This window comes from Sphingomonas sp. AOB5 (assembly GCF_029433115.1).
Taxonomy (GTDB): Bacteria; Pseudomonadota; Alphaproteobacteria; order Sphingomonadales; family Sphingomonadaceae; genus Sphingomonas.
Window position 1 is genome coordinate 96425 of sequence record NZ_JARNTV010000010.1, and the last position, 6084, is coordinate 102508.

The following is a 6084-nucleotide window of genomic DNA, read 5'->3' on the forward strand; positions in this document are numbered from 1 at the left end:
CGCTACCGATCGGCTAACCCTGGCTGCGTTACGGGGGCGGGATGAACCTGCCCCCGGTCAGCTATGAACAACTCATCGCCGAGCACGCGCGGATCGATCACGCGCTTGCCCGGCTGCTTGTCCTCACCGAAGACGGCGTGCCCGATCTCGCGGCGGTGACGCTCGCGCTCAGCGACCTCTCGTCCGAACTGTCCGCGCATCTCGCGCATGAGGACAGCTTCATCTATTCGCGCATGCTCGCTGGCAGCGACGCCGATGGCCCGGCGGTGGCGCAGAAGTTCATCGACGATTTCGCCGAACTGCGCCACGACTGGGGCCTGTTCCTCGCCGAATGGAATGCCGAGTGCATCGAGGCCGACTGGCAGAATTTCCGCCACGACGCCCATGCGATGATTCACCGCCTCGCCCGCCGCGTCGCCGCCGAGAACGAGTTGCTCTACGCCATGGCCCTGCGCATCGGCGTGATCGCGCTGCGCCAGACGGGCTGAAGAATATCCTCCCCTTCGCGGGGGAGGATTCGTGGTCAAGGCACCAGCACCGTAGCCCCAACCGTCTCGCCCGCCTCCAGCGCGCGATGCACATCCGCCGCTTGATCGAGCCGCCAGCGCTGCCCGATCTCGACCTTCACCGCGCCGCTACGAACCATCTCGAACAGCCGCGCCACGCCAGCCTCGCGCTCCTCCGGCGTCACATAATAATCGTAGAGTTTGGGCCTCGTGACGAACAGCGAGCCATGCTGGTTGAGGATCGCCAGCTTCACGCCCTCCACCGGCCCGCCGGCATTGCCATAGCTCACGATCAACCCGCGCCGCGCGGCCGACGCCAGCGATGCTTCCCAGGTCGATCCGCCCACGCCGTCGAACACCACCGGCACGCCCGCCCCGCCGGTGATCTCGCGCACCCGCGCCGCGATGTCCTCGCTCTTGTGAAGGATGACGTGATCCGCGCCCGCAGCCCGGGCCGCTTCCGCCTTGGCTTCGCTGCCCACCGTCCCGATCACCGTCGCGCCCAGCGCCTTCAGCCAGCCGCACAGCAACTGCCCGACACCCCCTGCGGCCGCATGCACCAGCACCGTCTGCCCCGCCTGCACCTTCGCGCAACGCTCGGCCAGGAACTCGGCGGTGCAGCCCTTCAGCATCACCGCGGCCGCAGTCTCGTCATCGAGCCAGTCCGGCAGCTTGAACAGCGACGCCGCCGCCAGATTGCGCTCGGTCGCATAGGCCCCCTGTGCCGGACCGTAGGTGGCGACCCGGTCGCCCACCGCCAGCGCGGTCACGCCCTCGCCCAGCGCCTCGACCACGCCCGCGCACTCGCTGCCCAGCCCGGTCGGCAGCGCCAGCGGATACAGGCCCGAGCGGAAATAGGTATCGATGAAGTTCACCCCGATCGCGGTCACCCGCACGCAGACTTCGCCAGCCGCGGGCGGCGGCAGATCGACATCCACGATCTCGATCACGTCGGGACCCCCGGTCCGCTCGATCCGTGCCATCCGCGCCATGCTGCTACTCCCTGAAACTGCCCCGGCAGTTAGACCGGCCACACCCACAGGATCAACGGCGTTCCCAGCACCAGTACCAGCACAGAAAGCGGCGCCCCCAGCCGCGCATAATCGCCGAAGCGATAGCCGCCCGCGCTCATCACCAGCGTGTTGCACTGGTGCCCGATGGGCGTGAGGAAATCGCATCCCGCGCCCACCGCGGTCGCCATCAGGAACGCTTCTGGCCGGTAGCCCAGATCGCTGGCGAAGGTCGCCGCGATCGGCGCCATCACCAGCACGGTCGCGGCGTTGTTGAGGAACGGCGTCACCGCCATCGCCGCCGCCAGGATCAGCGCCACCGCCCCCCATGGCGGCAGCACCGCGGCAAAGCTCGACAGCCACTCGCCGATCAGGTCGGTCGTGCCGGTGGTACGCAAGCTGTCGCTAACCGGGATCAGTGCGCCCAGCATCACCAGGATCGGCCATTCCACATGCTCATAGGCTTCGCGCAACGGCAGCGCGCCGCTCAATACGACCAGCGCCGCCGCGGCGAAGAACGCCACCGCCACCGGCACATAGCCGCTCGCCGTCGCCGCCATCGCCACCGCCAGGATCGCGATCGGCAGCAACCCCTTGCGCACGCTCCCCAGCCGCAATTTCCGCTGCGCCAGCGGCAAGCAGCCAAGACCACTTAGCTGCTCGAAGATCAGCGCCATCGGCCCCTGCAGCACGATCACATCGCCCGAATGCAGCTCGATATTGCCCACCCGCCGCGCCAGCCGCGCGCCATGGCGGGAGACCGCGATCAGATTGATGCCGAACTGTTCGTGCAGCCCGATCTGGATCGCGGTGCGGCCGATCAGCGGGCTTTCATTGCCGATCACCGCTTCGATCACGCCGATCTCGCCGCTAACCCCTTCGGGCACGTCGCGGTGCAGCCCTTCCAGCGCCAGCCCGTCGCTGGCGATCACCCGCTCCAGCGCATCGGGCGCCCCGGCAAGGATCAGCACGTCGCCGTCACGCAGCGGCGTCTGCGGATGCGGCATGCTGCGGATGCCTGCGCGCAGGATCGCGGTCACCGCCACGTCCTGCTCGTGCCGCGCCTCGAACGCCTCCACCGTCTCGCCGTCCGCCGCCGATCCCTCGGTCACTTCGGCTTCGGTCACATAGTCCTGGATATCCAGCGCCTCGCCCAGCGTCGCCTGCGCCCGCCGGTCGCGCGGCAGCAACCGGTAGCCGAAGCGCAGGAACACCAGCCCGATCACCGTCAGCGTCAGCCCGACCGGCGCATAGTCGAACATGCCGAAGGGCTGGCCGGTCATCTCCTCGCGCACGCGGCTGACGATGATGTTGGGCGATGTGCCGACCAGCGTGATCAGCCCGCCCAGCAGCGAGGCGAACGCCATCGGCATCAGGAACACCGCCGGACCGGTGTTGGACTTCTTCGCCATCTGCAACGCCACCGGCATCATCATCGCCAGCGCACCGATATTCTTCACCAGTGCGGAGGCGAACGCGACGCTCGCGGTCAGCAAGGTCAGTTGCGAGCGGATCTTCGTCCCCCGCCCCTGGATCGCCTGCATCGCCCGGTCGATCACACCCGATCGCTGCACCGCGCCGGACAGCACCAGCGCCGACGCCACGATGATCACGATGTCGTCGGAAAAGCCGCTGAACGCCTCCTTGGGCTTCACCACGCCCACGGCCAGCGCGGCCAACAGCGCGATCACCGCGACCAGATCGTAGCGCAGCCGCCCCCACACGAAGAGCAGCATCATGCCCGCAAGCACGGAGACCGACAGGATCTGGGGGAGCGTCACGCGGCCTCGACTTTCATCGAGACGCCAAACTCATGAGAGCCGTTTCGGCTCCGTCATGCCCGCGCAGGAATCCCGCCTCTCCTTCCTGGGGGGACGAGAAGAGGCGGGACCCCCCGCTCGCGCGGAGCCGTGGATCTCGAAAATCAGTGGACGGTGCCGACAGCCTCTTCGGCAGACATCAGCATCACCAGCCGTTCGATCTGCCGCCAGCGGCAGTAATGGATGGTGTTCCCCAGGCCCCGGCTGCGATCGGCGCGCGACGCCGCTTCGAAGCCGGCTTCCTCGCCGAACATCAGGATCAGTTCGGCCGCATCCGCGACCTGCCCGGCATCGGCGAGATAGGGGGGTAGCTCGTCCATGAAATCTCCAGCGGCGCGGGGGCGCCCGTCATGCGCGCGATATACTCAAGGCGCGTGCCAGCTTCGGCGCTTCTCAGCTTTTGCGCGGGTGACGAGGGTGAAAAGCCGGTAACCATCCGCTCCGCGCCCGTATCGCCCGCCCCATGCCGGGACAGTGGCGTCTCGCCGCGGGACATGGCACAGGGACGCCATGACCAGTCCCACCCCTTCGCGCACGCCCATGGCCGGCGGCTTCCTGATCGCTTCGGGCATCTTCATCGGTGTGATCGGCGGCGCCTTCGCGAACCAGGTGACGATCGGCTTCCTCGCCGGTCTTGCCGGTGGCCTGGTCGCCGCGACCGCGCTCTGGCTGATCGACCGGCAGCGCTAAAGCACCACCCGCCCCAGCCAAACCACCCGCCCGATCACTTCCACCGCACCCGCCGCCACGATCCGCGGCGGATAGGCGGCGTTCTCGCTGACAACCTCGATCTCCCGCCCCAGCGCGCGGAGCCGCTTGACCATCACCACGCCGTCGATCCGCAGTACGAACATCGCATCGCGCGCACCCGGCGTCCGCCGGTCGCGGTCGACCAGTATCTCGTCGCCATCGTGCAGCACCGGCTCCATCGAGTCGCCCGCCACCCGCACCATCGACGCCGCCTCGGCCCGCACGCCCAGCCCGCGCAGCATGCCCGCATCGAACAGCCCGGCGCGCAACTGCGCTTCGTCTTCGACCAGCCCGCCCGGTCCGGCAGACGCACCGATATCGAGCCGCGGCACTTCGGCCGTCTCGCGTCTGGGCAAAACCCCGAACGCATTCTCCGCGATACCTAGGAACCGCGCGATCTTCGCCCGGTCCGGTTCCGCCAGTTCACCCGGGAGTCCGCGCTTCAGATACTGCTGAACATAAGCCGCGTTGCGCCCGATCAGGCGCGAGAGCTGCGCGCAGCTCTTTCCCGAAGCCTCGATCGCCGCCGCGATGGCCACTCGCTGTGCGTGCGCGTCCATGAATGATCCATAGTCGTAGGATAACTCCTAGACAAGTTGGATTATGAGAACAAAACAAGTCCATCAATCGCGAATCGAGAGGAGCGAGTCGGTGGCGGTCCTGAGAAAAATACAGATATTCCTGAAAGATAGCGGCATGCCCGAGACACGCTTCGGCCGCATGGCGGTCAACGATCCGCGACTCGTCCGCGATCTGCGCAATGGCCGCGAGCCGGGACCGCGCATGGTCCGGCGGATCGAGAGCTTCCTTGCCGAACGGAGTATCTCGCAATGAGCCGCGGCCCCGATGCCCTGACCCTGCTCGCCCGCGCGCTGACCGCGGGAGCCGAAGCCGCGGGTTGCGCTGTCCGGATCACCGCCTCGGATTCAGTCCGCTGGGCCAGCGCCACCTTCACCGGCATGCGCCACCGGATCACGCTATGCTGTTCCGCCGGTGATGCGCTCGACGCATGGCTCGCCACCCTGCCCGAAGCGGAGTTCGACCTGCGCGGCCATCTGGTCGCCGATCTGGTGGTGGAGCGCATCCGCCGCGACGGCGACGCGATGACGGTAGAACTCGAGGCGTTGACGCTCGAGAAACGCTAGGATCTGGGATATTGTGCTCCGGCGAAGGCCGGAGCCTTGGCAATCGCAGCCTAAGCGGCCAGCGCTCCGGCCTTCGCCGGAGCACGAGGAACCTGATCAGGCCCGACGCGCCAGATTACGCAGCGTGACCAGCGCATCCTCCAGCCCGCGCTCCTGCTCGCGCGGCGAGGTATCTACACCACTCGCCAGCCCCTTCTTCACCACGCCCTTTTCCAGCCGCTCCAGCAATGCATGGATCGTGGCGTCGGTGCGCGGGGTGGCGATGGCCTCGTCCTGAACCTGAGGCTGAGGGCGCGGTGCCGGGCGCAGGCTCGGCGGCGGCGCGGGGCGCGGGCGGATCGGCGGGGTCAGCTCGAAGATCTCGAACCGCTCGGTCTCGTCGAACACCGCAGGTCGCTTGCGCTTCAGCGGCAGCGGCGCTTCGGGAGCGGGCATCGGCGTATCGAGGATCGCTTCGGGATCGAACGCCGCCAGCGGCTGCTCCAGGTCGAGCGGCAGGTCCTGTTCGACCAGCGGCAGCGGCTCGGCAGGTGCGGCATCCGCCACGATAGGCTCAGGCTCGGGTTCGATCGCAACCGGCTCCGGCGTCACGAACAGCGGCTCGGCCAGGCGATGTTCGTCACGTTCCGCAGCAGCAGTACGAATTTCCGGTTCGGTCTTTTTCGGCTTCGCGGTGATTTCGAGGAACGGCACGCCCAGGTCGCGAGTCGCCAGCAACGGCGCGCGGGCAGGCGCGTCGGGATGCGCATCGGCGCGGCGCAGTACCGGAGTCGGCACCGCTTCGGCGCTGACCGGCGCGGCCCGGCCGAACGACAGCGTGCGGCTGCCGAACATCAGGAAACAGGCGAACCAG

At 68.0% G+C, this 6084-nt stretch carries 9 protein-coding genes; 4 read left to right on the forward strand and 5 right to left on the reverse strand.

All coding sequences use genetic code 11. From position 1 onward, the window contains the following. Positions 1-41 precede the first annotated feature (41 nt). Positions 42-488, forward strand: a complete 447-nt coding sequence (locus P1X14_RS06905; RefSeq protein WP_277314590.1) for a hemerythrin domain-containing protein — start codon at positions 42-44, stop codon at positions 486-488. A gap of 35 nt (positions 489-523) precedes the next feature. On the opposite strand, the gene P1X14_RS06910 is transcribed toward P1X14_RS06905, so the two are convergent. From P1X14_RS06910 to P1X14_RS06920, 3 genes are all read right to left on the reverse strand, one after another. Further along, positions 524-1498: a quinone oxidoreductase gene (locus P1X14_RS06910; protein WP_277314591.1), complete on the reverse strand. Its 975-nt coding sequence runs from the start codon at positions 1496-1498 to the stop codon at positions 524-526. 29 nt (positions 1499-1527) lie between these two features. After that, a complete protein-coding gene (locus P1X14_RS06915; RefSeq protein WP_277314592.1) occupies positions 1528-3297 on the reverse strand; it encodes an SLC13 family permease in 1770 nt (589 codons plus the stop codon). 143 nt (positions 3298-3440) lie between these two features. After that, positions 3441-3656 carry a hypothetical protein gene (locus P1X14_RS06920; RefSeq protein ID WP_277314593.1) on the reverse strand — a complete coding sequence of 72 codons (216 nt, stop codon included), beginning with the start codon at positions 3654-3656 and terminating at the stop codon, positions 3441-3443. A 190-nt stretch (positions 3657-3846) separates the two neighbouring features. Between P1X14_RS06920 and P1X14_RS06925 the strand changes: the two genes are divergently transcribed. Beyond that, entirely contained in the window at positions 3847-4026 is a 180-nt protein-coding gene (locus P1X14_RS06925; protein ID WP_277314594.1) for a hypothetical protein, read from the forward strand. Here P1X14_RS06925 and P1X14_RS06930 read toward each other — a convergent pair. Beyond that, positions 4023-4646 (reverse strand): S24 family peptidase, encoded by a 624-nt coding sequence (locus P1X14_RS06930; protein ID WP_277314595.1) that lies wholly within the window; start codon positions 4644-4646, stop codon positions 4023-4025. The two genes, P1X14_RS06925 and P1X14_RS06930, sit on opposite strands and share 4 nt — an antisense overlap. 43 nt (positions 4647-4689) lie before the next feature. Between P1X14_RS06930 and P1X14_RS06935 the strand changes: the two genes are divergently transcribed. Both P1X14_RS06935 and P1X14_RS06940 read left to right on the forward strand, forming a co-directional pair. Next, positions 4690-4920: a hypothetical protein gene (locus P1X14_RS06935; RefSeq protein ID WP_277314596.1), complete on the forward strand. Its 231-nt coding sequence runs from the start codon at positions 4690-4692 to the stop codon at positions 4918-4920. Beyond that, positions 4917-5231 carry a hypothetical protein gene (locus P1X14_RS06940; protein WP_277314597.1) on the forward strand — a complete coding sequence of 105 codons (315 nt, stop codon included), beginning with the start codon at positions 4917-4919 and terminating at the stop codon, positions 5229-5231. Before P1X14_RS06935 ends, P1X14_RS06940 begins: the two co-directional genes overlap by 4 nt. 96 nt (positions 5232-5327) lie before the next feature. On the opposite strand, the gene P1X14_RS06945 is transcribed toward P1X14_RS06940, so the two are convergent. Further along, positions 5328-6084, reverse strand: a 757-nt coding sequence (locus tag P1X14_RS06945) for a hypothetical protein (RefSeq protein ID WP_277314598.1), incomplete at its 5' end; no start/stop codon positions are given.